Here is a 23,051-nt window from a genome sequence, read left to right as displayed (position 1 = left end):
CAGCGAGGCAGAATCTCGAACTCCGTTGACAGAACCTTGAAATATGTTTGCATACTAACAATTGCCGGTTTGGCAATGAGGAGCCCCGACGTTGACTGCGACCGATGGCAAACCAGAAAAGATCCGTTGCGACGCCTGTCCGGTGATGTGCTACATCGCCGAAGGTCGTTCGGGCGCTTGCGATCGCTATGCGAATGACAATGGCAATCTGGTCCGGCTCGATCCACTGACCATTCTGGAAAGCCGGCGTGACGCCGCGGGCAGCGAAGGGTCTGTCGTTCCGTTTCTGGAACGTGAGTGGGACGGCGACATTGTTCCGGGTCCGGAAACCTTCGTGACCGCCATCGGCGCGGGAACGACCTATCCGGATTACAAGCCTGCCCCCTTCATTGTCGCCTCGCAGGTTGATGGTGTCGATATGGTGACCGTCGTGACCGAGGGCATTTTCAGCTATTGCGGCGTCAAACTGAAGATCGATACCGATCGGCACCTGGGCGACGAATGCGCCGTTGTGCGCTCCGACGGCGAAGCAATCGGCCATGTAACCACCTCTGAGTACGGCAGTCAGATGTTGTCACTTGGCGGTGTTCATCATCTGACAGGCGGGTCGAAGAAGGAGGGCCGGGTTACGTGCGCCACCATGCTGGCGCTGTGCAATGGCGAGACAGCCGACCTGACAATCGATGGTGGCGCGGACTTGACGGTTCAGGCAGGCAAGGCCCCGGTTATCAATGGCGCTCTGGAAGAACGGATGCGCGTTGGCTGCGGTTCCGCGACGGTTGGAATGTTCGCCGCGCAATGGAAAGACCTCGTCGACGAAGTTGTCGTGGTCGATGATCATATTACCGGCGTCATGTCCGAACACCAGGCAGGGAAGGTCATCGGGTGGGAGCCGACCGGCATCAAGATCAATGGCCGCCGCTCGACCCCGGGACGTTATTTTCAGGTTGCGGAACCTGGAACCGGCTGGGGTGGCACGAACCTGACCGATCCACTTGCCATCATTGGACCGTTCAATGGGAAGGTTGCCCGTCCTGGATTGAGTCTTCTCATGGTTTCCACCACGGGCGAGCATTCAGCCTATTATGAACTCGATGAAGAGCTGACGCCGGTCCAGATGGACATGCCGGACCGCCTTCTGCCATCCGTCCACCGGATCGAGGAAAACTGCGAGCCGGCCCTGACATCGATCTTGTTTATGGCCGGTGCCGGCGGGTCCTTGCGTTCAGGTGTGACGGAGCACCCGGTTGGACTGACCCGCTCGGTCCAGAACTCGCTCACCTATGTCAGTTGCGGCGGGGCGCCGGTTTACACCTGGCCCGGCGGCGGCATCACATTCATGGCCGATGTCACGCGCCTGCCCCGGAACGCCTTCGGTTATGTACCGACGCCCGCTTTGGTCGCTCCCCTTGAATTCACAATGCGCGCTGAAGATTATCGCTCACTCGGGGGGCATATGGACTACGTCATGCCTCTTGGTGACGCCTTGAAAGGCAAGACAGGGCGGCAGAACGACCACATATTGAAAGGCCGCCGTTCGATCTCCTCCTCCTCCGGAAATCCCTGGCCCGCAGGCTCCGACAACTATCCCTGGAGGAAATTCACCGAATGACTGCGCTGCGCCCGTCTTCAGAAAACCGCAAAGCAATGGGGGCCTTGGCAACCATGCTGCCGGACGGGCAACGGCTGCACCTGCAATATGGCCCCATTGATCTTGTGATTGGCGCAAGCGGGCCTGCAGACGAGATAAATCAGGCTTACAATCAAGCGCGGGACGCGTTCGAACCTGTCCTGGACGACTTGGTGAGAGAACTGCCGCGCCTGCGGAGGCAACATGGTGTGCCACCGGCGGGGGCAGCCGCGCGGCTCATGTATGACGCCACCAGACCTTTTGTGCCCGAGTTTATCACGCCGATGGCGGCGGTCGCCGGAAGTGTTGCCGATCACGTGCTCGCCCGGATGATCGCGGGACGGTCGCTGACGCGTGCTTACGTGAACAACGGCGGCGATATCGCGTTGCATTTGACCGACGGGAGCTTCCGGATCGGGATCTGCGATGATCCCGTTTCAGGCGAATCTGGCGGTCTTGTCGACATTCACCCTGAAGACGGCATTGGCGGTATCGCCACCAGTGGCTGGCGCGGCCGGTCTCACTCTCTCGGCATTGCCGATGCGGTCACGGTTCTGGCCGGTTCAGCGGCCGCAGCCGACGCGGCCGCCACGCTGATTGCCAATGCTGTCGATGTGCCTTTCTCGCCACGAGTTTCCCGTTGTGCCGCCAGCGCGCTGTCACTGGATAGCGATCTCGGTGACCGGCTCGTCACAACGGATGTCGGCGCACTCGATCCGGCCGAAATTCAAGCCGCGCTTGGACTTGGCCTGCGCAAGGCGGAAGACTATCTGGAGCGCGGCCTGATATCCGCTGCTTATCTTGCGCTCGCCGGAAAGCGCGTGACGGTTACCCAACATCAGACAAAAACAATAGCGCCGAGGAACGCAGCCCATGCCTGATCCCATTATCCGCAAGAAGGCGGTTCTTGTTGAAGAGATCTTCCACGAAGGCGGCCCCGTCGCAGAACACCCGCTGCGCAGGGCGGCTGCGATTGTCGTTATCAAGAATCCGTTTGCCGGCGGTTATGTCGAAGAAATCGAAGGCTTCATGGATGACCTGAAACCGCTTGGCGTTGAGATGGCCGCCGACCTGGTCAAGGCACTTGGCGGCGATGCAAGTGTTGTTGAAGGCTACGGCAAAGGCGCGATTGTGGGATCGGCCGGCGAATTGGAACACGGCGCGCTTTGGCATGTGCCAGGCGGCTATTCCATGCGCGAGATTCTGCCATCCTCTGCGGCAATCGTTCCTTCGACGAAGAAAATCGGCGGGCCCGGAACCCGTCTGGATGTTCCGATTACCCACTGCAATGCGTCTTATGTGCGCTCGCATTTCGACGCCATCGAAGTGGGTCTGAACGACGCTCCCAGGGCGGATGAGATCCTGCTGGTCCTTGTGATGACCACAGGTCCGCGCATCCATGCACGCGTTGGCGGTTTGAAGGCATCGGACGTCAAAGGCGAGGACGGCCTGCGATGAAGGCTAAGATCCGCAAGATCATGACCCTGGTTGAGGAAACCCGGCTTGAAATGGGGCAGGAGGTGTCGCCACCGGCGCGCCGTGCCCTTGCCGCTGCCGTGATCACCAATCCTCACGCGGGAACCTATGTTGCGGATCTCGAAGACCTGATGGCGATGGGCGCGGACCTCGGCGCGGTTCTGACAAATCGATGCCTGGCAGCGCTGGGCGCACAAGCCGCTTCCGTCCAGAGTTTCGGCAAGGCCGCCATGGTCGGCGAAAACGGGGAACTGGAACATGCTGCTGCGATCCTGCATCCGCGTCTTGGAGCCCCTTTGCGCGATGTGCTCGGCGGCGGCAAGGCGCTGGTTCCCTCCGCGAAGAAAATGGGGTCTGCGGGGCAAACCCTCGACATCCCTCTTGGCCACAAGGACGCGGCCTATGTGCGATCCCATTTTGACGCCATGGAATTGCAGTGTCCCGACGCACCGGGTGCAAACGAAATCGTCGTTGCCATTGCGCTTTCGACCAATGGACGCCCCCTGCCGCGTGTTGGCGGCTTAACGCATGAGACGGCAAAGCGCGAAGATGGTTTGAGATAACGAACGGAAGGGAGAGCTGCCGTGGAATTCATCAGAAACGCCTGGTACGTCGCGGGCTGGTCATCGGAAATCGACCAGGAACTGAGGCGGTTCACCATTCTTGACGACCATATTGTCCTCTATCGCAGGCAGGACGGCTCTGTTGTCGGCCTTGAAGATAGATGTCCGCACCGGCTTCTCCCGCTCTCAAAAGGCAAGCGCATCGGTGACAACATCCAGTGCGGCTATCACGGTCTGACCTTTGACTGCAGCGGCAAATGTGTCCGGGTGCCAGGGCAGAACAACCTGCCCGCTTCCGCCTATGTGGATGCCTATCCCATTGTCGAACGACACAACATCGTCTGGATCTGGATGGGCGACACGGAAAAAGCCGATCCATCCGAAATCTTCGACATGCCGGAATTCACGGATCCCGCCTGGGAGGCTCATCAAGGGGACGCGCTTCACCTGAAGTCCAATTATCTCAACGTCGCGGAAAACCTGGTCGACCCGGCCCATGTCTCCTTTGTCCACCCGACGACACTCGGCAATTCCGCGTCCGAGAATGTGCCTGTGCATGTGTCGACGGAAGGCGAGACGATCGTCGCCTGGCGATGGATACGCGACGCGGAGCCGATTGGTTTCTTCAAGAAATTCGGCGACTTCAAAGGCAATGTCGATCGCTGGCACTACTACTATCTTCATATGCCCTGCACGGCTGTCATTGATTTTGGCAGCGCACCCACCGCAGACGCGATTGCGGAAGAGGAACGCAACAAGGGCGTTCGCATTTTCGCGTTGCATTTCATGACGCCGGTCACCGGAGGACACACGATCGACCGCTGGATGCATTTGCGCAATACGGCGCTTGGCGATGAGGACGCGGCCGCGAACATGGACGCAATGTTCCGGATCGCATTTGCCGAGGACAAGGCAATCCTGGAAGCGGTTCAGCAGGAAGAGGAAAGACCGGCAAAACGGCGCCCGCTGCGCATCGCCATCGACAAGGGACCGATGGTCTATCGCAAGCGCATAAACGAGTTGCTGGAACGGGAGAGGATACACGATGTGGCCTCCGATCCCAGTCCCGCGTTCGTCTATCACGACTAAAAAAAGGACCGGCAAGGTCTAAAAAACGGACCGGCAAAGCCGGCCAACTTCCAATCAAATGAGGGAAATATGAAAACAGTAAAGACATTGGTGGCCGCTGCGGCCCTGGCTATCTCGGCGACAGCGGCCCACGCGGCCGACACGATCAAGATTGGCGAAATCAACCATTACAAACGCCTGGCGGCTTTCGCTGAACCCTACAAAAAGGGCATCGAGCTGGGTCTCAAGGAAGTGAATGCATCCGGTGGCGTTCTTGGAAAGCCGCTGGAGTTCATTTTTCGTGACGATCAGGGCAAGCCCGGTGAGGCGATCAAGATCGCCGAAGAGCTGATGACCCGCGATGGCGCGGTCATGCTGACAGGAACAATCCTGTCGAATGTCGGCCTGGCCATCTCCTCGTTCGCAGCTGAAAAAGGCTACGTCTACCTGGCAGCGGAACCGCTGGCCGACGCGCTCGTGTGGAGCGCCGGAAACCCTTACACCTTCCGCCTGCGCACCTCGACCTTCGTTCAGGCTGCCATGTTGGCGGAGGCTGCCGCCAAAACGGACGCGCTCAAATATGCAACCATCGCGCCGAACTATGCATATGGCAAAGATGCGGTTGAGGCGTTCAAGGTCAACCTGAAGAAACTGAAGCCCGAGGTCGAATTCGTCACGGAACAGTGGCCGGCCCTCTTCAAGATCGACGCGGGTGCCGAAGTCCAGGCAATTGAGGCCGCCAAGCCCGACGCGATCTACAATGTCACCTTTGGGCCGGATCTTGCCAAATTCGTTCGCGAAGGCACGACCCGGGGCCTTTTCGACGACCGCAATGTCTATGGCCTGTTGACTGGCGAGCCCGAATATCTCGAACCGCTTGGCGAGGAAGCTCCGGAAGGCTGGGTGGTCACCGGCTATCCCTGGTATGACATTCCTGCGGGGCCGGGGCTCGATTTCGTCAAGGCCTATGAGGCCGAAACCGGCGAAACGCCGAAAATCGGCAGCCTTGTCGGTTACATGACGGTTCAGTCCATTGCGGCCCTCATCACCAAGGCTGGATCGACAGAGACCTCCGCACTTCTGGGAGCCTTCCCGGGCCTCAAGGTGGAAACGCCTCTGGGCGAAATCTCCTACCGGGACGTCGACCATCAGTCCACCATGGGGGCTTTCATCGGGACGACTGCCCTGAAGGATGGCGCAGGCGTCATGGTCGACTGGACCTACAAGGATCCTGAGGCCTACATGCCCAGCGACGAAGAGATCAAGTCCATGCGGCCCGCGGAATAGGTACTGGCAATCCAAACATCCGGCGGCACCCGACACAGGGTGCCGCCGGCCCTATTCTCCTGATAATCGGATGTTTTGATCGCTATGGGTCTATTCGTGGCGCAGCTCTTGACCGGGCTTGCAAATGCAGCGGCGCTGTTTCTCGTCGCCTCCGGGCTTTCGCTTATCTTCGGTGTCACCCGGATCGTGAACTTTGCGCATGGCTCCCTCTACATGCTGGGCGCCTATGTTGGCCTGACGCTGATGAACACCCTGCCGGGCGCTTTCGGATTTTGGGGTTCGATCGTGCTGGCCGGCCTGGTCGTCGGTCTGATTGGCATCCTGATTGAAATCTGTGTCCTTCGGCCGATCTATCGCGCCCCGGAACTGTTCCAACTGGTGGCGACCTTTGGCGTTATCCTGGTGATCCAGGACCTGGCGCTGATGATCTGGGGCGCTGAAGACCGTCTTGGTCCGCGCGCGCCGGGTCTGAAATCCGTTGTCCGAATTCTGGGCGAGCCGGTTCCCCAGTACGATCTGGCGCTGATCGCCATCACACCCTTCATCCTGTTCGCGCTATGGTGGTTCATAACCAGGACACGCATAGGCATCCTGGTGCGTGCGGCAACCCAGGACCGCGAGATGGTCGGTGCCCTGGGCGTCAACCAGTCCTGGCTTTTCACGGGGGTTTTCTTTCTTGGAGCCGCGCTGGCGGGCCTCGGCGGAGCCATCCAGTTGCCCAAGGGCGGCGCCGATCTGCTCATGGACCTGAACATCATTTCGGCGGTCTTCGTGGTCGTTGTCATCGGCGGCATGGGCTCAATCCCGGGAGCGTTTATTGCGTCTGTGCTCATCTCTGTGCTCAACGTCTTTGGCGTCGCCTATATTCCGCAAAGCACGCTCGTCCTCATTTATGTGGTCATGGCTGTTGTTCTGACGGTCCGCCCCTATGGCCTGTTGGGCCGCGAGGAGAAGGCCGGAGAGCACGGCCAGGTCGGAGAAGTGGAACGTCCGATACGGCCTGTGGGCACCAGGGGCCGCGCGTTTGTCTTCGTGTTGCTTGTTGTGCTGGCTTGCGTTCCCTTTGTCGGCTCTTCCTTTCTCCAGGTCCTGATTACCGATATCCTGATTTTCTGCCTCTTCGCGGCCTCCCTGCAGTTCATTCTCAGCTCCGGCGGTCTCGTCAGCTTTGGCCATGCGGTCTTTTTCGGCGGCGGCGCCTATGCAGCGGCTCTTCTGGTCACCTACGCCGATACGCCGATGGAACTTGCGCTGCTGTGTGCGCCCTTGGGCGCCGGCCTTCTGGCACTTGGTATCGGCTGGTTCTGCATTCGCCTGAGCGGGGTGTATTTCGCCATGCTCACGCTTGCCTTCAGTCAACTGGTGTGGTCGCTGGTGTATCAGTGGGGTGCCGTCACTGGAGGTGACGACGGTCTGGTCAACATCTGGCCGTCAGCATGGCTCTCCGGAACCACGGCCTATTACTATTTCACGCTTGCTGTCGGCGTGGGCGGTATTCTGGTGCTGCGTCACATCATCCACTCGCCTTTCGGATACACCTTGCGGGCGACACGCGACAGCGCCCGGCAGGCCGAAGCAACCGGCATTGATGTCAAGAGGGTCCAATGGCTCGCCTTTGCGCTTGCCGGCACAATGGCAGGTCTGGCCGGTGGGCTGTTTGTGTTCTCCAAGGGCTCGATCTTTCCCAATGAACTGGAAATCGGCAAAAGCTTCGATGCATTGATCGTCGTTTTCCTGGGGGGCGTGAAGACCCTTTCGGGAGGTGTTGTCGGCGCCGTCTTCATGGAGAGCATCAAGGACTGGCTGACCCGGCTTGAATACTGGCGCCTGATCCTCGGGCTGGTGATCATCGGTGTGGTCATCATCGCACCGGACGGAATTGTCGGCTCCTTGCGAAAGCTGGGCGAGCGGATAGGACTTCTGAAAGAACAGGAGAGCATGCGATGACCGCTGTCCTGAAGGTCGAAGGCCTGTCGAAATCCTTTGGTGGCGTGAAAGCCGTCAATGGGGTCGATTTCGAAGTCGCCCCCGGCGAATTGAAGGCGTTGATCGGTCCGAATGGCGCCGGAAAATCGACCTGCTTCAATATGCTCATGGGCCAGCTTATGCCTTCGGCGGGAAAGGTTTATCTGAAGGGGGAACAGATCACCGGCCTGCCACCGCGCGTGATCTGGCGGAAGGGCGTCGGGCGGACCTTCCAGATCACCGGCACCTACCAAAGCATGACCGTGGCTGAGAATGTGCAGATGGCGCTGATGTCCCATCACAGGAAACTCTTTTCGCTGCTGCCTTATGCTTACCGTTTGTTCCGCGAGGAAGCTTTGGCCCTTCTGGATGTCGTCGGCATGGCTGATCAGGCCGACAGGTCCTGCGCCATCCTGGCCTATGGCGACCTGAAACGTCTGGAACTTGCAATCGCACTCAGCAACGATCCGATGCTTTTGCTGATGGATGAACCAACCGCGGGCATGGCGCCGAAAGAGCGGATCAACCTGATGCAGCTGACCTCCGACATTGTGCGCGATCGCGGGATCAGCGTTCTTTTCACCGAGCACGATATGGACGTGGTGTTTGCCCATGCCCATCACATCATGGTGCTCAACAGGGGCGAACTGATCGCCGACGGGACCGCGAGCGAAGTGCGCGCCAACGCCCGCGTGCAGGAAGTCTATCTGGGCGGTGGAACGCTCTATGCTGCGGAGGGTTCCCATGCTTGAGATCGACGGGATTCACAGTTTCTACGGCAAGGCGCATATTCTCAACGACATGAGCTTCTCGGTCGCCCGAGGCGAAGTCGTTGCACTGCTGGGGCGTAACGGTGCGGGCAAGACCACGACGATGAAATCGATCATGCAGCTGGTGCGGCCGCGCTCCGGTTCGGTGTCTTTCGCGGGAACCGACATCACTGGTCTGCCGGCGCACAAGGTCGCGCGTCTCGGTCTCGGCTACGTACCCGAAGAACGCCGCATTTTCACGGATTTGACCATACTGGAAAACCTGGAGGTCGGCCGCCAATCGCCTCGCGCGCAGACACCGAGCTGGACGATTGAGGCCTTGTTCGAACTGTTCCCCAACCTTGAAGAACGCAGGAACAATCGGGGCAAGGCTCTGTCAGGAGGAGAGCAGCAGATGCTGACGATCGCCCGAACGCTTATGGGCAATCCAAGCCTTTTGCTTCTGGATGAACCCTCGGAAGGCATTGCGCCCGTGATCGTCGAACAGATGGCCAAGACGATCCTCAAGTTCAAGGCAGATGGGTTGACTGTTGTCATTTCCGAGCAAAACCTCCATTTCGCAAAAATGGTCGCTGATCGGGCGGTGATTATTGAGGGGGGCGCCAAAAAATTCGATGGTACTTTTCAAGACCTCGAGGAGGATCCGCAGGTTCGCGATGCGTATCTGTCAATCTAGCTGATCGACAGGGCGGCCCGGAGGCCCCGCCTCCAGGGGCAGAGGCAGGGGCAGGGGCCGGGCCGGGGCATCAGCAGAAACCGGGCATCGCTGTAGACGTTCTTCTGACCTGTGATATACGCGTGGCCAAATGGACAAGGAACGGACCACCTTTCGCAAGGAAAAGAACTTGGACGATCAAGAGAACGAGACTCGGAGCCAGATACTCGAGCCGGAGTATGTGCTCAATGATCAGATCGGATATCTTCTGCGAAAGGCGTATCAGCGCAATGCTGTCCTGTTTTCTGAAAAAATCCAGGATCTGACGCCGACACAATTTGCGGTCATGGCCCGCCTGACGGAACTCAGCAATGTTTCGCAAAATCAGCTTGGCCGCACAGTCGGGCTGGATGTTGCGACAACGAAGGGTGTCGTCGACAGGCTTCTTGCCCGCGGGCTTGTCAAGAGCCTGCCATCCCCCAGTGACAGACGCCGTCAACTGATCTCGCTGACCGAGGACGGCTGGGATTGCTTCACGCAGAAGGCAAAGCAGGGGCTGGAGGTGAGTGCCGAAACGCTTGCCCCCCTCACACCGTCGGAGCAGAGATCCCTTATCAAGATCCTGAGAAAAATCTTGTGACTTCAGGAACGGCCCGACCGCCTTTGCAATACAAACGCGGCCTCGGGCGGCCTCCTGAAACCATCAATCCGCGTGACCGGGACATACTCTAGAGATCGGTACTCTGGATGATCGTGACGTCCGCATCCACCATTTTCTCATGGGCGGCTGCAAGGGAGCCCGCCATATCGATCGCACGGCTCGCATCCTCGATCACGAAGGTCGTGAAGCCCTGACGGCTGGCGTCGATGGCAGAAAACGCCACACAGAAGTCTGTTGCAAGACCGGCGACAAACACCCGTGTAAAGCCGCGTTCGCGCAAATAACCGGTCAGCCCGGTTGGGGTCGTCTGGTCGTTTTCGAAAAACGCCGAGTATGAATCCACGTTGCTCCGGAAGCCCTTGCGAATGATGATCCCGGCACCGGTCACCTCAAGGTCCGGGTGAAACTCCGCACCGTCGCTTCCCTGAACACAATGATCCGGCCACAGGGTTTGAGGTCCATACGGCATTTGCGTGAGCGCGAAGGGCACCCCGGCTTCGTGTGAACTTGCGAAAGAGGAATGACCGGCCGGGTGCCAGTCCTGGGTCAGGATTCGATGGTCGAATTTTTTCGAAAGCGCATTGATCGGCGCGACAACAGCATGACCGTCCTCAACGGCAAGTGCGCCCCCCGGGCAAAAATCATTCTGAACGTCAATGATCACAAACGCATCGGTTTCATTGTTAATCATCGTCGATTTGCTCCCAAGATGACTATCGCGTGGTGAAAAAGAAGGCAGATATAGCTATTGCCTATTTATAAGCATTATTGTTAGTGTACATATGAATTTGGCGGCGTGTCCATACAATAAAAAACAGCTTCACGCTCGAACTGAAAATGAGGGGAATATTCATCATGACCAGCATAACACGGCGTAAGTTCCTTGGTTCAGCAGCAGCTGTTGCCGGCGGTATCGCCGCATCTTCATCACTGTCGCTTCCGGCCCTTGCTTCCGGGGGCACGATCAAGGTTGGCGCGGTCCTGCCTTTTTCCGGTGGCCTTGAGCTTTATGGAAACCAGGCCAGGCTCGGACTGGACCTTGCGGTCTCGGAAATAAACGGAGGCGGCGGCATCCTCGGTGAGAAAATCGAGGTGCTCTATGAGGACAACAAGACCGATCCGAAGACATCCGTTGAACGGGCGACATCGCTGATCCGGCGCGACGAAGTTCTTGCGCTGACCGGCCCGATCACGTCGAACGCCCGCGATGCCATGGCCCCGACGATCAAACGCATGAAAACACCGCTTCTGTATGCAACCAACTACGAAGGCGGTGCATGCAGCCGGGAGGTATTCTGCTTCAACACGGTTCCGAACCAGGAACTTGAAAAGCTTGTACCTGCCCTGAAAAAAGAGGCCGGCGACTCCTTCTACATGTTCGGCGCCGACTATGTCTGGCCGCAGAAAATGTTTGAGACCGCCAAATCCCTTGTCGAAAGTGAAGGGGGGACGGTTGCCGGGGTCGAATTCACCCCCTGGGGTGTCAAGGAATTTGCGCCGGTCATTCGCCGCATCAAGGAGTCAGGTGCCAAGGTGCTGCTGTTCGCGCTGCCTGGAGCTGACGGCATTACCTTCATCAAACAGGCTGAAGACCTTGGCCTTCTGGAAGACGTGACGGTCGGTTTCCTCGGCTTTGCCGAGACATATCTTGGAGCATTCGGCGAAGGCAAGGCCCAGAACATGTGGGTTGCGGTTCCTTTCGCGGAATCCCTTCAGACGCCCGGCGCCCAGAAATTCGTTCAGAAAATTCGTGCTCAGGCGGGATCCGACGTTCCCGTGTCCCACTATGTGATGACCCACTACAACGCGCTGATGGCCGTCAAGGACGCCTTGGAAAAGGCAGGCGCCGTCGACAAGGATGCGCTGATGGACTCCATGCAGGGCCTTACGATCAGCACGCCGACCGGACCGGCGGAAATCGGCGCGGTGGATCATCATGTGACCATGAACATGTACCTTGCAAAAACGGAAGGCGCCGGTCTCTCCGTTGTCGAAGATCTTGGGAGCATTGTGCCCGAGGCCGGTTGCTCCTGATTTCCCTCCCATGTCAGGAAACCACATGCCAGGAGATCTCCTGAAGATTTCCGGTCTGTCCAGGAGCTTCGGCGGCGTTCAAGCCGTCGCCGGGTTCGATTTGCGGATTGGGGCCGATGAACTGCTTTGCATCATTGGCCCCAACGGCTGCGGCAAGACCACCCTCTTCAACCTGATTTCGGGCCACTTGCGCCCATCGTTTGGCTCCATACAGTTCAAGGGGGCCGAAATCACGGGCATGGCCCCTCATCTTGTCGCACGTAGCGGCATCGGCCGGAAATTTCAGGTGCCCTCGATTTACGAGGACCTGAGCGTTTCGGAAAATCTCGCCGTTGCGGACTTCGCGGAACCTGGGCGCAAAGGGCTGGGCGGTCTTTTCACGTCAAGGACCGGAAACGATCGCCGGCTTGCCAACCTCATCGGTCTCATCGGCCTGGAGGAGCTAGCGGGAGCGCCGGCCGGACATTTGTCCCACGGACAGCGCCAATGGCTGGAGATCGGGATGGTTCTTGCGACCGGTCCCGACCTGATCCTGCTTGACGAGCCGACGGCGGGAATGACCCGGCAGGAAACCGAGCGAACCGCGCAACTGGTGCAGGCCATGAACCGCGAGCAGGGCGTCGCCGTGATCCTGATTGAACATGACATGTGGTTCGTTGAAACCCTGAAGTGCGCGGTGGCGGTCATGATGCAGGGTCAGGTGATCGCCAAGGGAGACTACGACACTGTGCGTGAGCTGGACATGGTCAAGGAGGCCTACCTTGGATAAGCCGGTGCTCGAACTCGATGGTATTTCAGCCGGCTACGGCACGGGCCTCGTCTTGCAGGACCTGTCTTTGACCGTTGATCGCGGCGAGGTCCTGGGGATCATGGGCCGCAACGGCGTCGGCAAGTCGACCCTGCTCAAGACGCTCATGGGGCTTCTCAAGGTTCGCAGCGGCAGGCTGACCTTCTCCGGCCATGATCTCACCAATGCGCCGTCTTATCGCGTCGCCGCGGCAGGGGTTGGCTATGTGCCGCAAGGACGCGAGGTCTTCCCCGATTTCACCATTCGGCAGAACCTCATTATGGGAAACCTGAAAGCCCGGAACGACGACATCGACGCCGCAATGGACCTGTTTCCCGTACTGCGGGAACGCGCGCGCGCCACTGGTGGAAGCCTGTCGGGCGGACAGCAACAGCAACTCGCTATTGCCCGCGCGTTGATCGGTCGCCCCGCGCTGCTCGTTCTCGATGAACCCTCGGAAGGCATCCAGCCTTCGATCGTTCGCGAAATCGGAACCACCTTGAAGCAGGTCTCGGCGGAAAAAGGCATGACGATCATGCTCGTGGAGCAGAATATGGACATGATTACCCAGTGCTGTGACCGGGTTGTTTTCCTGGAAGGCGGCCGGATTGCCACGTCCGTTCCGGCGGCTCAATTGCTTGAGAGTCCCGCATTGCTGAACAAATACATGGCCTTTTGACGATGAGTAGCGTTGCAACAATCGTACTTGATGCGAGCAACTACGCGCTGATCCTTCTGCTGATCGCGCTTGGTCTCGCCATCATCTTCGGGCTGATGAACGTCATCAATCTGGCGCACGGAGAGTTCCTGATGCTGGGCGCTTACACCGTGCTGTCGATCCAGATGGCCGGCGGGCCGTTCTGGCTGGGTCTGATCGCGGCACCGCTTGCGGTCGGACTGTTTGGCCTCGTGATTGAAGAGGTCGTGATCCGGCGCGTTTATCATCGGGTTCTGGACACTATTCTGGCCACCTGGGGGCTGTCCCTTCTGCTCAAACAGTCCATCGTGCTGGTTTTCGGTCCGGGATCTCATTCAATCGAGGACCCGATATCGGCATCGGTCATGATCTTCGGCGCGCCCTATCCCGCTTACCGGTTGTTCATCATGGCGATCTCGCTGCTGGTGGTGACAGCGACCTTTCTGTTCTTTTTCAAGACGCGCATTGGTCTGGCCGCCCGGGGCGTCATTGCAAACCGCAACATGGCGGCATGTCTCGGGATCAATACCCGCAATCTTGACCGGATGACGTTTTCGCTGGGCGCCGCCCTGGCTGGTCTGGCGGGCGCCGTCATTGCGCCGCTGATTTCGCTCGATCCGCATTTGGGGCTTGGCTATCTGGTGCCGGCCTTTCTGGCGATCCTCGTGGGCGGGCTGGGCAGCATCATGGCGCCGGTTGTGGGCGCCGCCGGTGTCGGCGTGACCGAAAACCTCGCCGCGACCTTTCTTTCTCCCGTCTACGCCCAACTGATTGTGTTCATCACGGCGGTTCTGGTCATTCGCCTGGCGCCAGGCGGGCTGCTGGGCAAGAAGAGGCGCCAGACATGATCCGGACAGCTTTGTCACACATGAAAACCGAAAGTCTCGTTGCCGGGATCCTGCTGGTTGTCCTGCTGCTCTTGCCCCTGGGCGCTTCAAGCTGGCTCCTGAGTGATCTTTCGATCTATTTTTCCTACGCTCTTTTTGCCGCCAGTCTTGCCTTTGTCTGGGGGCACTGCGGGCTCTTGTGCCTGGGACAGGCGGTCTTTTTCGGCCTTGGCGCTTATGCCATGAGCCTGGTGACCCTCGGTATGGTGCCCGGCGTGGAGGGTATGGTCTCCACCTGGCTCGGCTTTGCCGCGGCAATCGCGGTTCCGGCCCTTGCCGCACAGCTGCTCGGCCGTTTCCTGTTCCATGCGCAGGGATTGCAGGGAGCGTTCTTCGGGATCGTCACCCTGGCCGTGGCATTCATCGTCGAGCGCCTGTTCATCAACTGGGACTTTGTCGGCGGCCTGAACGGCCTGATGAATGTGCCCCCCATTGTCCTGGGGCTCAATGGCGACGGCTACGAGCTATGGGAAGCCGTTCCGCTCTATTACGCCGCACTCTTTGTTCTCGTTCTCGGCTTCAGCGTCCTTGCCGCGCTCATGCGGTCCCGATGGGGACTTGCGCTCAAGGCGGTCGCGTCTCACGAAATGCGCACCAAGAGTCTCGGATACGATACGGCACACTACAAGACGACGGCCTTTTCCATCGGGGCCGCCATAGCCGGTCTGGCCGGAGCCTTGTTCGTCGTGCAGTTCGGCTTCGTCTCGCCGTCCCTGATCGGGTTCGGCCTCTCGGCCGAGGTCTTGATCTGGGTGGCTCTGGGAGGACGCGGCATGCTGGTTGCCGCCTGTGCCGGCGCGATCCTCGTAAGGGTTCTTGAAAGCAACTTGTCATCCGTGTTTGGAGACACATGGCTTCTCCTGCTCGGCGGGCTCTTCATTGTCAGCGTCATGTTCTTGCCCCGCGGCCTTGTCGGCGAGGCAATTCACGGGCTCGACCGCTGGCGGGCAAAGAGGCGCAAAGGCGGCAGCACGCCGCGCGGCAAGGCCGTCGAACGGCTCTCGCCGTCGGAGTACACGGCACGCTGACGGCGAGAAGCTTTCAGCAATAGCGCTCGGGGCCGGCCCATTGTGCCTCCGAGTACCGGTCGCCGTGGGTCCAGCCGACCGGCAGCACGGCCTCGATACGCTCCAGATCCTCTGCCGTGAGGGTCAGGGCCGCGCCCGAGATGCACTCGCGCAGGTGATCCACCGAGCGCGTGCCCGGGATCGGGATCACATGCGGTCCGCGGCTCAGCAGCCAGGCATTCGCCAGCCCTGCCGCCGTCGTGCCCATCTCCGCCGCGAGTTTGCGGAAGCCTTCCATGATGCGCAGGTTTTCGCTCAGGTTCGGTTCCGTGAAACGCGGGTTTGCGGCGAGGAACGGCAGATCGGCGATCCGCTCGCGCGGGATCGGGGTGTCCGTCAGCAGCGAGCGGCCCAGGGGCGAAAAGGCCACCATGGCGACACCGAGTTCGGCGCAGGCCTGCACCAGTCCGAGATCGGGCGCGCGCGTGGCGAGCGAATATTCCGATTGAACGGCGGCGACGGGAAAGGCCTTCATGGCGCGCCGCAGGGTCGAGGGCGCGACTTCCGAAAGACCGATCGCGCGGGCCTTGCCTTTTTCGACCAGCCGGCCAAGATTGGCCGCCGTTTCCTCCGGGGTGAAGCGCGGATCGCGGCGGTGGGCGTAGAAGAGATCGACACACTCCAGACCGAGCCGTTGCAACGACTTGTCCAGCTCGGATTCAAGGTGCTCCGCCGAATTGTCATAGCCGCGGTTGCCGTCCGCATCGCGCTTGATCGCGGCCTTTGTCGCGATGATGAAGTCGTCCCGCGCGCCCGGATCGGCTTTCAGATAGGTCCCGATGGCGTTTTCCGATTTGCCCATGCCATAGACATTTGCCGTGTCCAGATGCGTGACGCCAAGGTCGCGGCAGGCATCGAGGATCGCGTGGCTTTCCGTCTCGTTCGTCGGCCCGTACATGTCGGAAAAGGACATCGCCCCATAGCCGATCGCGCCGATTTCCGGTCCGTTTGCACCCAGTCTGCGTTGTTCCATGTTACCCTCGACGTCTTGCAAAATCTGACGAGGTCTTTCTTAAGCCATTGGCTTGGGCGCTGGAAGGGGGGAAGCCAGAACCCTTCCACATCTCGCGCAACGAACTGGAGGAGGCCGAGGCCCATCGCGACGACTGGTACCTCTTCCGCCTCTACGAATTAGCCCGCGCTCCCAAGGCCTTCGAACTGCGCCCACCGCTGGAGGCGCATGTTGCGCTGACGGCGACGAGTTTTCAGGCGAGCTTTGGTGACAAGAAGACGACTTCTTTCGGCCCGGATTTGCCATTCATCAATTTTGGGGCCAACATCTGCTTCTTGCCCCCAATACATCAGTTTAGATACTTTATCGCGACGGCCATACGTCGGGAACGAGTTTCACACCTTCCCGCCAACGCTCTATGACGCTTGCCTGGAACCATTCTTCTTTCTCGTCTGCGTGGTCCAGCACAATGGTTTGAAACGGGCGGTCCATCTCGCTTTTTTCGTACATAAAGCGAAACAAGCGGACTACGGATTTCCGGTCATCGTCATCCATGCCGCTTAGATCATCAATCTCGGGTGGGTAATGGGCCTTTGATGGTTGATCGAAAACGACGAAGGCCGGGACAGGCCTATTTTTTGCTCTAAACCAATCGTGCAACGCCATGTGGGAGATAACATGACAGCCAACCCAATTGTCGCCACTTCCCATGTCTTCGAGGGGAATCGACCCGTATTGCGTCTCTGAAACCACTGTGAGCCGCCGTGTATCGAGCCGTGTTTGCCCATCCGAATGTTCCAGCAGTAGATCGCGTGCATACTCGGTCATAAGCCGCTCGAGATTGGCCTCTGCGTTTCGGAGCCGAGCGAAAAAGTTATCACCATCGATATTGGATTCGATCTGAGCGATTGAGCGCCTTAGCTCTTCTGCTTTCAATTCCAGCTCATCGCGTTCTTCAGAAGAACTCTGCTGCTCGAGAAATGCGCTTATGCGGCCCTGCACGCGAGCACGTCTCGCCTGCAGATTACGTATTTCACGGAGCTTCTCCGCTTGCGCGAGGATACTGTTGATCTGTGCCTGACTACTTGAGATCTGTTCGCGCAGCTCAGTCTGACGCTTCTCCAAGCGCGAGATATGGGCTTGGAGGCGCGGGCCGTGAATCTGCAGTTCCGCTATTCGGTCCGAAACGTCCGAAATCTCGCCACTCAGGAGTTGGAGCAACTCTTGGCTGGCTTCGTCGATTTTGTGGCAGAGCGGACAGACTACGGCTTCCTGGTCGTTCTCCGGTAGGAGAGAAAGCCGAGCGCGCTGTTCCAGTAGCTCCTTGCCATATTCCTTGCGGCTGACGGAAAGGTTCAACGCGTCGTCTATGCGTTTTCCGATTGCAAAATACTCATCCCGCAAGCTATCCCTGACGTCCTCCAGCTTTTCGAGCTCGTCATCGGTGTCCATAAACTCAGGATCTTCCAAGGTCATCGACGGAACGTCCGCAAGGAGCTCGAAAACGGTGTCGGGCGAGACTGGACGTTGTTCTGGGCCAATGAGCCTTACTTGGCGGGCTTCCGCGAGGAATGATTGTGCGCGGTCGATCGATGCGTCCTGCCAACTTATGGCGACAGTCAGTTGCTTCTCCAGCTGTTTAAGTCGTCTTTTCAGACTCGCCAGACGATTCTGGTTCAGCAGTTCGTCCTTATCTACTGCCCCGAGAAAATATGGGAGCGTGTCGCGAATGGCCAACTCCACGAAGGAATCATTCTGGGAGAAAAATAGTTGGTTCTTATTGTCGATCACGCTCTGGTCTTGAAAGCTGTAGATTAAGGAGTGACGGAAATTCGCTTCCAATGGATCACGCGTCTGTCCCTCACCTGGGACGTGAAGATTCTCACCAATGCCAACCGCCGACGACAAGACCTTGCGGAGTCCGTCCAAGTTGGAATTAGCTTCTAGTTCATCGTGCGATCCCGGCGAAGTCTCAGGTTGGGTGTCAAGGAAGATCTCATAGGATGTCTTCTTATCGGCGGCTGGGTTCTTTCGCGCCACGAAAAGTTCGCCGTCATCAAGGATTAGCCTGACAGCGTACCAAGCAACCTTCTCCCTGATGATCCCAAGCGGGATGTGACAATTCTTTGACCCGAGACAGTAGTCAAGAATATGGATGATCGCGGATTTACCGGAATTAGATTCGCCGGTGATGATGTTTAACCCACTCGGCGCGAAGCCAATTTTCCGTTGCTGACCATCATGGCTGTAAACGAGGATCTCGCCGATGCGCATATCAAATGCCAATTCCAAGAATACTGAGAACGGTTGGCTGGTTGCCTGACACGGATAGCCACCGCCCGATGAATTGACTCTTTTTCATGATTTCTCCGACTTCGTCCGATTTATTGAGTTCTTTCTGGGCTGCCTTGGGGTTGAACTGCGAGGATGCGCGTACTCGTGCCTCTTCATCAAATTGTATGATGTCGAAGTGCACCCCGATCAGGATTGCGCTTCTGACCGCCGGTTGAAGTTCACGAGCATGATTCGGAAGAAAGGCGAGTTCGGCAGAATTTTTGTGAGCCCAATCTGGCAGTTTTGAGGTGATCATCTTGGGCAGTACGATACGTGTGTCTTTGTGAAGCACCAATGGTGGTACGATGAATGTAAGGGCGAATGGAAGGCCTTGGTCCCGATGCTCGGCATAGCCAGTTGCAGCATGTCCTATCACGGTGGCGAGAAATGCTGGGTTCAGAAGGCGTAGGGTTTCAGGGGTCATTCCTGAGGTCCAAACAGATCGGGGAATTCTGGATGCCAACCGATCTCCAGCGTGTCAGCCAAGGCGTGGTAGGAGCCGCTTGTGAGGTAGACGCTTCGGGTCGATCTGATGGGCACTTCACTGGTTTCAGCCCACCTCAAAACGTTCTTCCCCACAGTGACTTTTTCATCCGGCGTCGAGGCGGTCGAAAGTGAATCACACTCGCCCGCATGATGGGCTTCCCATCGATCCTTGAGAGCATCATCAAAGCTCTCGAGTTCGCGCGGATCGATACGGTGCTCGCGAACCCATTTTGATCGTTGCACCTTGGCTCGCAAAAACGCCCTTTGGGCGTTTCTCAAGCGCCGTTCGCTTTCAGTCACAGCGCGGATCTGTTTGATGAAGACGCTGTCTTCCATCAGGTCCTCGCATTCTTGTTCAGGGACATCGAGTGGAAGTTCACTCGGTTTATAGCGTTCCTTTAGAAAACTCACTTGCGCCCCGAGTTCCTCGAGTTCGATTTGTGCGCCACCATCAGCTATCCATTTGTCGAAAACGCGTCCGATCCACCAACCCTCGAGATCTCTGCGGAAGGAGGCAACTTGTTCCGCTTCGCAGGCGTAGCGGATTTCGTGTTCGATCTCGCTTCCAATCGCTTCGAGATTTGGGCTTGTGTCTGCAAGCCGAATGCGGCGCACGAGCGAAAGTCGCTCTCCAGCTGAAGCGGCCAAAAATGCCGCCCTGTCATTCGCTGTAATGGCGTTTGACGAACTCTTCGCAGCCACTTCTAGGCCCTGAAGCACCGCGTTGACCTCTAAGTCGTTCGGTGTCGGTCGAAGGAAATGTAAGGGGTTGTCATCTTCTACCTCGCCAGTGGTGACGAAGTGGAATTCGTGATGATCTTCGACACCCAGGCGCAAACGCGCCATCCAGATAGCCAAAGTCCTCCAAATCGCCGGACTGAACTTTGATATCTTTTTTTGAATATCAACGCTGTGCTTCAGCTGGCTGTCTACCGTGAGATTTTCACCCTCGATTGAAACGTCGTCCAAAGTCTCTATTGAAATGATTGATGTAGGGTGTTTCGGAAATACTTCTAATGCCCTTAGCAGGCCATACCGCAGTTGGTAAAAGTAACCCGCTGCAGGCCCAACCGCAGAACTTCTAGAATTAGCCTCTTCCCTATCATCGGTTTAGAAGAAGTTAGATGCAATTTCTTGTCAAGAAGCTGCAAATTAATTGTAGGGTAGAATTTAGTTTAAACGGAATGGCGAGACGAGAATCATTCTATGTTTTCTCTTAATGGCGCATTTGCCATTTTATCCGCCAAAATTCGCCAGTCCCCTCTCGACCCCCTTATGGTCATTCCTACAAACCGCATTAATCGTCCGCTCCCCGCCCATTCCAGAATTTCCCCCTCAATGAAAATCCCTGCTCGGAAACAGCATCTTCGCCTGATCCCGCGGATGCATCGCCCGGGGCTTCGGGGCTGGCTGCGGTTTCATGTGGGCGGGCACCTCGTCGGTCTTGGGCGTCGTCTGTCCCAGAACGTTGCCGTTCGGGTGGCCGAGCAGGGAGAGGTCGACGGAGCGGTCTTTGATGGTGTCGGCGATGAGATGCACGACCTGGCCCTCGCGTTCCGGACGGCCTGTGACGTCGAGGCTTTTTTGCATTGCGAACCGGATGCACGCCCTCATTCTATGATCTGAAACTTGCGAACCACTGCCGGGTTTGCTCGTTGGCCGGAAGCAAGGTTTCGATCCGCAAATCATCGAGGTTTGCATCCATGCTCATCCCCACGGTGGCAATCAGTGAAAAGAGTTTCAATTCGGTGCCGTCAATGAGGAACTCGATTGACAAGACCGGCGCTGGATGCTCCTGCGGGCGCTCCGCGATTGCATCGGCAACACCTGGAAGCGACTTCAGGTCTTCCAGCAGGTTCTTTCCGTCTTCATCATGGGGCCGCCGCGCCACCTCAAGGTCAAGCAGTCGAAAAAGGGCGCGGGTCACCTCTGACCAGTTCCGAATGTTATTGCGGAGCCGTCCGGGCGAAAACACGTCCCGAAGCAGGTTCGGTTGCCCCGTACCGCCTGCAACGGCAAAGAACGCCAGCGCCCCTTCGTTCGCCTTTTGAAGGTTCCAGATACGATCGATGGAGACAGCGGGGTATGGTTCATGGCCCGCCAACACATGATCTATCGAGATGTCCACCGCAGCGCGAACGTCAGCGCTCCAACTTGCCGTGCTGGACCGCGGCGCGAACCCCGCTGAGACCAGCATGACGTCCTGTTCCGCCGCCGGCATTTCAAGGGCTTCGCAGATTTGCCTGACCGCATATCGGCTTGGGCTGGAACGGCCGGTTTCGAGGAAACTGATATGGCGCTGCGACATGCCGGCATCCATCGCAAGGTCGAGTTGGCTTACATGCCTCCTGTTCCGCCATGATTTGAGCAGCGGACCAAATGCATCCTGAGGTCTGTTCATCAAGAGTGTCATATCTCCCTATCGCACCTGCCTGTCTGCGTTCTTATTACGTAAGAAGTAATTGAGAGGCGGGGCCCCGGGTGGGAGTGATGGTCGAAACGGAACAAACCATCGGAGGTACATTATGCCACGCTCAGCATCCGCCCGCATCTTTCTCAAACTGAACAGTCAGTTTTCAGCGCTCAATGGCGTCAGCTTGCTGCTCGCAGCCGGTTTGATCGCGCCCCTGTTGCTTTCCAATCCGGTCGATTGGGCCGCCCCCGGTCTGCGCGCTCTCGGGGTCGGTTTGCTGGGCTTTGCCGTGCTTCTCTATGTTCTGTCCAGGCACAGGTTCGTGTCGCGCAAAGTAGTCAATGAGATTGTCCTGCTCGACGCTTTATGGGTTGTGGGCAGCGTCGTGCTTATCGCTTTCATGGGAGACATTTTCACGACACAGGGCATCGTTGCAGTGTCTGTAGTCGCGATGGTCGTGGCGTTTTTCGCCGTGTCCCAGTTTGCCGCCGCGGCCAAAATCGAAAAGCCAGTGCCTGTCGCGCGTGTCGAAGCTACGGACGGCAAGCTTTTCGCAACCGTCAAACGAACCGTAAAGGCGCCGCCGGAAACAGTCTGGAACGTCATGACGGACCACCCGGCCTACGCGGATGTTGCAGACAACATCGCGAAAGTCGAAGTCCTGTCAGGCGACGGCTTGGGTATGAAGCGCCGGTGCTTTGGTCCGAAAGGCGAGAACTGGGAGGAAACCTGCGATCTCTTCGAGCCGGGCCACGCCTACGGGTTTCGCATCCACACGGAGGCCGATGACTATCCCTATCCGTTTGCGGAATTGTCTGGCCGCTGGAGGGTCAAGGAGCATCCGCTGGGATCGGAGTTCGACATCGAGATTATCGCCACGCTGAAAGGCAACGCCTTGTCGAAATGGTTGTTCGCGACAATGGCAAAACCTCAGTTCAAGGCCATTCTGATCGATCTTGCCGATGCTTGGGCCGTGCGTATGCAGCAGGAAGCCGGGCACACGAAACCACCTAAGTGAGGTTCGCGTCGCTGACTGAACAGCTTGGGTGTCTTTTGTGGATCGCTGCGAAACTTCTGGTGTGGACCGGCCAACCAGGCCGATCTGCGTGCCGCGCCTTGCAGACGGGCCTGAACAAGCCATCCAATAGGTTCTTGTTTATTGCGGTTGGTATAAGTCAGCCCCGGGCCCAATGTCACCGATGCTGCATGATGCACGGATGTCTGCTTCATGAGCCAGCTGAAAAACTTCCAGAAAAGACTGGGTTTGAATGGATCTTTGGAACGGCCTGACGGATAGGTCATCTGCCTATCCAAACTTA

The 23,051-nt window shown here is 58.1% G+C and carries 24 protein-coding genes; 17 read left to right on the top strand and 7 right to left on the bottom strand.

Annotated features, from left to right (window positions below):
• The first annotated feature begins 145 nt into the window (after window positions 1-145).
• The 10 genes from OA90_RS11920 to OA90_RS11875 all read left to right on the top strand — a co-directional run bounded on the left by OA90_RS11920 (window position 146) and on the right by OA90_RS11875 (window position 10,054).
• Entirely contained in the window at window positions 146-1,612 is a 1,467-nt protein-coding gene (locus tag OA90_RS11920) for a 6-hydroxynicotinate reductase (protein ID WP_068411592.1), read from the top strand.
• The gene (locus tag OA90_RS11915; RefSeq protein ID WP_244274601.1) at window positions 1,609-2,511 is read left to right on the top strand and encodes a UPF0280 family protein; all 903 of its coding nucleotides are present in this window, start codon (window positions 1,609-1,611) and stop codon (window positions 2,509-2,511) included. The genes OA90_RS11920 and OA90_RS11915 overlap by 4 nt, the downstream gene beginning before the upstream one ends.
• Window positions 2,504-3,088: an amino acid synthesis family protein gene (locus tag OA90_RS11910; RefSeq protein WP_068411315.1), complete on the top strand. Its 585-nt coding sequence runs from the start codon at window positions 2,504-2,506 to the stop codon at window positions 3,086-3,088. The genes OA90_RS11915 and OA90_RS11910 overlap by 8 nt, the downstream gene beginning before the upstream one ends.
• Window positions 3,085-3,669, top strand: coding sequence for an amino acid synthesis family protein (locus tag OA90_RS11905; RefSeq protein ID WP_068411311.1), 585 nt, complete (start codon window positions 3,085-3,087; stop codon window positions 3,667-3,669). Before OA90_RS11910 ends, OA90_RS11905 begins: the two co-directional genes overlap by 4 nt.
• Before the next feature lie 21 nt (window positions 3,670-3,690).
• Window positions 3,691-4,758: an aromatic ring-hydroxylating dioxygenase subunit alpha gene (locus OA90_RS11900; RefSeq protein ID WP_068411307.1), complete on the top strand. Its 1,068-nt coding sequence runs from the start codon at window positions 3,691-3,693 to the stop codon at window positions 4,756-4,758.
• A 69-nt stretch (window positions 4,759-4,827) separates the two neighbouring features.
• Window positions 4,828-6,024, top strand: a complete 1,197-nt coding sequence (locus OA90_RS11895; RefSeq protein WP_068411304.1) for an ABC transporter substrate-binding protein — start codon at window positions 4,828-4,830, stop codon at window positions 6,022-6,024.
• A gap of 84 nt (window positions 6,025-6,108) precedes the next feature.
• Window positions 6,109-7,971, top strand: a complete 1,863-nt coding sequence (locus OA90_RS11890; protein WP_068411301.1) for an ABC transporter permease — start codon at window positions 6,109-6,111, stop codon at window positions 7,969-7,971.
• Window positions 7,968-8,741, top strand: a complete 774-nt coding sequence (locus OA90_RS11885) for an ABC transporter ATP-binding protein (protein ID WP_068411295.1) — start codon at window positions 7,968-7,970, stop codon at window positions 8,739-8,741. Before OA90_RS11890 ends, OA90_RS11885 begins: the two co-directional genes overlap by 4 nt.
• Window positions 8,734-9,435: an ABC transporter ATP-binding protein gene (locus OA90_RS11880; RefSeq protein WP_068411288.1), complete on the top strand. Its 702-nt coding sequence runs from the start codon at window positions 8,734-8,736 to the stop codon at window positions 9,433-9,435. Before OA90_RS11885 ends, OA90_RS11880 begins: the two co-directional genes overlap by 8 nt.
• 169 nt (window positions 9,436-9,604) lie before the next feature.
• Window positions 9,605-10,054: a MarR family winged helix-turn-helix transcriptional regulator gene (locus tag OA90_RS11875; RefSeq protein ID WP_208986097.1), complete on the top strand. Its 450-nt coding sequence runs from the start codon at window positions 9,605-9,607 to the stop codon at window positions 10,052-10,054.
• Between the two features lie 88 nt (window positions 10,055-10,142).
• Here the strand turns inward: OA90_RS11875 and pncA are convergent, their stop codons facing one another.
• Window positions 10,143-10,766, bottom strand: coding sequence for a bifunctional nicotinamidase/pyrazinamidase (gene pncA, locus OA90_RS11870; RefSeq protein WP_068411282.1), 624 nt, complete (start codon window positions 10,764-10,766; stop codon window positions 10,143-10,145).
• A gap of 164 nt (window positions 10,767-10,930) precedes the next feature.
• Here pncA and OA90_RS11865 point away from each other — a divergent pair, with 164 nt between their 5' ends.
• The 5 genes from OA90_RS11865 to OA90_RS11845 are packed head-to-tail and all read left to right on the top strand — an operon-like array spanning window position 10,931 to window position 15,508.
• Window positions 10,931-12,109 (top strand): substrate-binding protein, encoded by a 1,179-nt coding sequence (locus tag OA90_RS11865; RefSeq protein ID WP_199823683.1) that lies wholly within the window; start codon window positions 10,931-10,933, stop codon window positions 12,107-12,109.
• Between the two features lie 25 nt (window positions 12,110-12,134).
• On the top strand, window positions 12,135-12,878 hold the full coding sequence (locus tag OA90_RS11860; RefSeq protein WP_199823682.1) for an ATP-binding cassette domain-containing protein: 744 nt from the start codon (window positions 12,135-12,137) through the stop codon (window positions 12,876-12,878).
• Entirely contained in the window at window positions 12,871-13,575 is a 705-nt protein-coding gene (locus tag OA90_RS11855; protein ID WP_199823681.1) for an ABC transporter ATP-binding protein, read from the top strand. The genes OA90_RS11860 and OA90_RS11855 overlap by 8 nt, the downstream gene beginning before the upstream one ends.
• Before the next feature lie 2 nt (window positions 13,576-13,577).
• Window positions 13,578-14,441 (top strand): branched-chain amino acid ABC transporter permease, encoded by an 864-nt coding sequence (locus OA90_RS11850; protein ID WP_068411267.1) that lies wholly within the window; start codon window positions 13,578-13,580, stop codon window positions 14,439-14,441.
• Window positions 14,442-14,461: 20 nt separating this feature from the next.
• A complete protein-coding gene (locus OA90_RS11845) occupies window positions 14,462-15,508 on the top strand; it encodes a branched-chain amino acid ABC transporter permease (RefSeq protein ID WP_199823680.1) in 1,047 nt (348 codons plus the stop codon).
• A 13-nt stretch (window positions 15,509-15,521) separates the two neighbouring features.
• Here OA90_RS11845 and OA90_RS11840 read toward each other — a convergent pair whose 3' ends face one another.
• A complete protein-coding gene (locus OA90_RS11840; protein WP_068411261.1) occupies window positions 15,522-16,520 on the bottom strand; it encodes an aldo/keto reductase in 999 nt (332 codons plus the stop codon).
• On the opposite strand from OA90_RS11840, the gene OA90_RS29480 reads away from it, so the two are divergent.
• On the top strand, window positions 16,496-16,921 hold the full coding sequence (locus OA90_RS29480) for a DUF3883 domain-containing protein (protein WP_347876834.1): 426 nt from the start codon (window positions 16,496-16,498) through the stop codon (window positions 16,919-16,921). The two genes, OA90_RS11840 and OA90_RS29480, sit on opposite strands and share 25 nt — an antisense overlap.
• On the opposite strand, the gene OA90_RS11835 is transcribed toward OA90_RS29480, so the two are convergent.
• The 5 genes from OA90_RS11835 to OA90_RS11815 all read right to left on the bottom strand — a co-directional run bounded on the left by OA90_RS11835 (window position 16,863) and on the right by OA90_RS11815 (window position 21,720).
• Entirely contained in the window at window positions 16,863-18,773 is a 1,911-nt protein-coding gene (locus tag OA90_RS11835; protein ID WP_068411256.1) for a DUF3732 domain-containing protein, read from the bottom strand. The two genes, OA90_RS29480 and OA90_RS11835, sit on opposite strands and share 59 nt — an antisense overlap.
• A gap of 1 nt (window position 18,774) precedes the next feature.
• Window positions 18,775-19,257 carry a three component ABC system middle component gene (locus tag OA90_RS11830; protein WP_068411253.1) on the bottom strand — a complete coding sequence of 161 codons (483 nt, stop codon included), beginning with the start codon at window positions 19,255-19,257 and terminating at the stop codon, window positions 18,775-18,777.
• The gene (locus tag OA90_RS11825) at window positions 19,254-20,288 is read right to left on the bottom strand and encodes an ABC-three component system protein (protein ID WP_068411250.1); all 1,035 of its coding nucleotides are present in this window, start codon (window positions 20,286-20,288) and stop codon (window positions 19,254-19,256) included. Before OA90_RS11825 ends, OA90_RS11830 begins: the two co-directional genes overlap by 4 nt.
• Window positions 20,289-20,654: 366 nt before the next feature.
• Window positions 20,655-20,909 (bottom strand): hypothetical protein, encoded by a 255-nt coding sequence (locus tag OA90_RS11820; protein WP_156510467.1) that lies wholly within the window; start codon window positions 20,907-20,909, stop codon window positions 20,655-20,657.
• Between the two features lie 25 nt (window positions 20,910-20,934).
• The gene (locus OA90_RS11815; protein ID WP_199823679.1) at window positions 20,935-21,720 is read right to left on the bottom strand and encodes a helix-turn-helix transcriptional regulator; all 786 of its coding nucleotides are present in this window, start codon (window positions 21,718-21,720) and stop codon (window positions 20,935-20,937) included.
• A gap of 124 nt (window positions 21,721-21,844) precedes the next feature.
• Between OA90_RS11815 and OA90_RS11810 the strand changes: the two genes are divergently transcribed.
• A complete protein-coding gene (locus OA90_RS11810) occupies window positions 21,845-22,750 on the top strand; it encodes an SRPBCC family protein (protein WP_068411240.1) in 906 nt (301 codons plus the stop codon).
• The last annotated feature ends 301 nt before the right edge of the window (window positions 22,751-23,051 follow it).

Origin of the sequence: Labrenzia sp. OB1 (genome assembly GCF_001624695.1) — a bacterium.
Classification (GTDB): domain Bacteria; phylum Pseudomonadota; class Alphaproteobacteria; order Rhizobiales; family Stappiaceae; genus Roseibium.
This window is presented reverse-complemented; position numbering and strand designations above follow the sequence as displayed.